The organism is Muriicola sp. (assembly GCF_041567615.1).
Taxonomy (GTDB): Bacteria; Bacteroidota; Bacteroidia; order Flavobacteriales; family Flavobacteriaceae; genus Muriicola.
In genome coordinates this window covers 1-3,706 of record NZ_JBFGBM010000222.1, presented here as the reverse complement: position 1 = coordinate 3,706, position 3,706 = coordinate 1, and the positions used below count along the sequence as shown (strand labels likewise).

4 protein-coding genes and 1 pseudogene are annotated in these 3,706 nt (G+C 52.0%); 3 read left to right on the top strand and 2 right to left on the bottom strand.

All coding sequences use genetic code 11. The features are described 5' to 3' along the window. From ABYP73_RS12145 to ABYP73_RS12135, 3 genes and pseudogenes are all read left to right on the top strand, one after another. Window positions 1-469 (top strand): annotated as a pseudogene (locus tag ABYP73_RS12145) (hypothetical protein); the annotation flags it as partial. A 94-nt stretch (window positions 470-563) separates the two neighbouring features. Then, a complete protein-coding gene (locus tag ABYP73_RS12140; protein ID WP_372974506.1) occupies window positions 564-1,268 on the top strand; it encodes a hypothetical protein in 705 nt (234 codons plus the stop codon). An 87-nt stretch (window positions 1,269-1,355) separates the two neighbouring features. Next, window positions 1,356-2,429: a formylglycine-generating enzyme family protein gene (locus ABYP73_RS12135; RefSeq protein ID WP_372974505.1), complete on the top strand. Its 1,074-nt coding sequence runs from the start codon at window positions 1,356-1,358 to the stop codon at window positions 2,427-2,429. Between the two features lie 9 nt (window positions 2,430-2,438). On the opposite strand, the gene ABYP73_RS12130 is transcribed toward ABYP73_RS12135, so the two are convergent. Both ABYP73_RS12130 and ABYP73_RS12125 read right to left on the bottom strand, forming a co-directional pair. Further along, window positions 2,439-2,849, bottom strand: coding sequence for an RDD family protein (locus tag ABYP73_RS12130; RefSeq protein ID WP_372974504.1), 411 nt, complete (start codon window positions 2,847-2,849; stop codon window positions 2,439-2,441). 128 nt (window positions 2,850-2,977) lie between these two features. Next, window positions 2,978-3,502 carry a DinB family protein gene (locus ABYP73_RS12125; protein ID WP_372974503.1) on the bottom strand — a complete coding sequence of 175 codons (525 nt, stop codon included), beginning with the start codon at window positions 3,500-3,502 and terminating at the stop codon, window positions 2,978-2,980. Between the last annotated feature and the right edge of the window lie 204 nt (window positions 3,503-3,706).

Sequence of the window (3,706 nt, the reverse complement as noted above, 5' to 3'; positions counted from 1 at the left end):
CCCCAATGTACCGGATTCTCTCCAGTACACTGCGATCTATGAGATCAAACCTCCCCTTCAGCCTGACGGGACCTATCTCCTCAGGGAGACGGGGGATTATGGCCCGGATGAACTGGAGTGGAGCTATGTGGCCAAGGACACCCTGTCATTTTACGCCAGTTTTATTTCGGGGGCGCATAGGATGGAGAACGGGAATACCTTCATCAACGCCGGACCGGCGGGCCGGTTCTTTGAAGTGACTCCGGACAGAGAGATCGTTTGGGAGTACCGCAACCCCTACAGGGGTAATGCCACCAAACCCAACGGGGATCCTGAGGACATTATGCCCGCGACCTATTTTATCTTCCGGGCTACATTTATTCCAGCAGACCATCCTGCCTTTGAGGGCAAGACCCTGGAACCCCTGGATCCACAGCCGGAAGAATTCAAGATGCCTCCACCTCCTCCTAAAGAAGAGAAGGAAGAATAATACCGACCCTTTACCTGCGCACATGAGCTCAGGATGATCATCTATCGAAATCTTCGACCCGAGTCGGAGAAGTCCAACCTAAAAACCAAGACCAATGAAAAAATTAGTATTTGTATTCGCCTTTTTCCTGTGCTTAGCCATAAGCGCCCAGGACAATTATTACACCATGTACTCCTTTGTGGTAGAACCACAGAATGAAGCTACCGTCTATAAACTGGTAGAGGATTATTATTCCAAGAACAAGCCCGAAGGGATCTATGTAAGGCTGTTCGAAAACCATTTTAAGGCTGAGGACATGAAGGCTACCCATTCCATCGTATTCCTGGGGACCCAGGAGGCGGTAGGGAACATGTATGCCGGAGGGGGCAATGTGAACTTTGACCTCTTTATTACCAAGCTCAACCAGTACATCAAGGACGGAGCGGGCTCTGCCATGGGCAAGCATATTGCCCTTAACGGGGATACCAGTACCCGATATCCCTTCCAGGTCTATTTATTGCTGGACGTGGCCGATCCCGATAAGTACGATGCAGAACATCAGAAATTCCACTCCAAGCACAACCCTCCGGGTATGCTGGTCAATATGGGGAATGTCATTGCCGGACAGGGCACAGGGCATTACAACCGATGGGCAATCCTGGGTTATAAGGACATGAAATCAGCCCTGGGAGGACCTAACCAATTGCTTTCCGGCCCTGCCCTCGCGGCCAGGCAAAAAGCCTGGGATGCCTATAGGGCTTCCAACGGGGGGGTTGAGGTGGTAGGCTCCGGGATGCGCGTACTGCTCGGCGCCTGGTAAAGTACCTTACAAAGAACCGGGAGGAGGTCCGGGAAGACAAAGACCGATGCTGGCTTAAGTATCGGTCTTTTTTCTAACTTGAACTTTATGAGACCAACAGGCATCATCCCTTTTTTCCGAAGGTTTCTGAATGGACCGGTGGCCCCTCTGGCTTTATTTTGCCTCATTATCTCCTGTGGGCAAGGACCCGGTGCCGGAGATATGCAGGCTAAAGCCCCTGAGGGGATGCAGTGGGTAGAAGGGGCCGAATTTATGCAGGGGGCAAGGCCAGACGATCCCATGGCCATGGCTTCGGAAAAACCTGCCCATCTGGTGAGGGTAGACGGCTTCTATATAGACCGGACGGAGGTGACCAACGCCCGCTTCAGGGCCTTCGTAAAAGAGACCGGATACATCACCACGGCAGAGAAGCCTGTAGACTGGGAGGCCATGAAAAAGACCCTCCCGCCCGGCACACCCAAACCGCCTGATTCTGTACTCCAGCCGGGATCCATGGTATTCACTTTGTCAAAAGAGCCGGTCTCAGATATGGGCGACATCTCCCAGTGGTGGCGGTGGCAGGTGGGGGCCAACTGGAAACACCCCCAGGGCCCGGACTCCTCTATCGAAGGCAAGGACCACTATCCCGTGGTCCATATCTCCTACGAGGATGCCCTGGCCTACTGCGCCTGGGCAGGCAGGCGTTTGCCCACAGAAGCAGAATGGGAACTCGCCGCTCGCGGAACTTCCCCGGAAGGGAGGTATACCTGGGGAGATGACCCCGCCCTTTTGCCCCAAAAAGCCAATACATGGCAGGGGATCTTTCCCGTCAGGGATGAAGGGCAGGACGGGTTTAATGGGCTTGCCCCGGTGGCCTCCTATCCGGAAAATGCCCGGGGGCTATACGATATGGCCGGGAATGTGTGGGAATGGACACAGGATACGTTCCACCCAGCCTATTACACCCTGGCGGCCCGCAAGGTGGTCTCTGTAAACCCCGGGGGCGCGGAAGCGCCCTTCAACCCCCTCCAGCCGGAAAAGGTGATCAAAGGGGGTTCCTTTCTGTGTAATGCATCCTACTGTGCCGGTTTCCGGATCTCGGCCCGAATGGGGATGACCCATGATTCTTCTACAGACCACGTGGGGTTCAGGACCGTGGCAGATGCAAATAAGATAAAATGACGCGGATTTTCAGGGGTTTCCCTGTACCACGCTCATTTCCGTGGTCGCATCCTGTATCGCCCATCCCCCGATAAGGTAGACCAGGGCGGCGATGGGCAGAAAGATCACCCCTATCATCTTTAAGAAGGTGCGTTTGGTGAGCTCGTTCCGGTCCGGGACCTGACCATTCTGATTAACGATCATCAGCCCCGTGGCCTTCTTCCCGATGCTGATCCCCTCCTTAAAAATGTCGAAGAATACAAAGTAGATAAGGTAGTAAAACAGGTCAAAACTCACCCGTATGTTCAGGGACCCATCCGTCGTGATGGAGTTCCATAAAGAGAATTCATTCCGCCAGACAAAACCCAGCACCCCGATCAGGGCGTTGATGATCAACAGGTCGATAAAAACAGAAAGAAAACGATTGCCTTTTATTCCCATAACGCGATGAAATTACAAATGACAAATTCCAAATTCCAAGGATCATTTATTAGCTAGATGTCCTTGGAATTTGGTGCCTGCCTGCCGGGAGGCAGGGCTGGAATTTAACCAAAATTAGAGAATGATCCTTATTGTTGCGAAGAAGGCGGTACCAGGCCTTTCATCCGCATATAGACAATGAGGTTGCCATAGTGTTCTATCCCGTGGAAGGCTGAAAAATCAAGGACCGTGCGGGCCGCATGGCTGCTCCCGAAAAAACCAACCATCCGGTTCATTTCCTCTTCGGTCAGCGTATTCCTGGCGTCGGCAAGTACTTCATAGGACTTTTTCAAGGCTTCGATCACCTCTTTTTTGGTCGCAGGGACCTCTGGCATGGGGTTGTCCTCCCCCGTGGCAATACTCCACATTCGGAAATTGGAGTCGGCCAAATGGGCTAAGATCTCCCCAAAAGTGCGCACCTCTTCCGTAGGCCGGAAATCGTAGTATTCCTCAGGCATCTGTTCTGCAGCCCTGGTGGCCATGCTCCGGGCGAAATTAAAGCCGAGATCTGCTGAAGACATGGGCGCCTCGGCAGGAGCCGCCTCCTGGGCGGGGGCACTGATCCAAAGCATCAATGCCATGGACAGGATGGAAAATGTTTTGAGTGTTTTCATAGTGGTTTTGGTGTTTTTAATAGTGTTCTCCACGTGGGATTTAGTTGTTAGACAGATGTGGCAACGTTTTGTTACAATTCAATACGAAACGCTCTTTTTCTTTTCCGTTCATTTTTTCTTGATAAAAAACGAACCAAAAAATCAAGAAAGTTTGTAGGAAATTTTTTGTCCGCATGTTTCAGTAAAATCATTTTCATTCTGTCT

What these genes read in the sequence shown, in the direction of transcription:
- ABYP73_RS12125 (WP_372974503.1), bottom strand. Translation starts at nt 3,502, where the DNA reads ATGAAAACACTCAAAACATTTTCCATCCTGTCCATGGCATTGATGCTT.
- ABYP73_RS12130 (WP_372974504.1), bottom strand. Translation starts at nt 2,849, where the DNA reads ATGGGAATAAAAGGCAATCGTTTTCTTTCTGTTTTTATCGACCTGTTG.
- ABYP73_RS12140 (WP_372974506.1), top strand. Translation starts at nt 564, where the DNA reads ATGAAAAAATTAGTATTTGTATTCGCCTTTTTCCTGTGCTTAGCCATA.
- ABYP73_RS12135 (WP_372974505.1), top strand. Translation starts at nt 1,356, where the DNA reads ATGAGACCAACAGGCATCATCCCTTTTTTCCGAAGGTTTCTGAATGGA.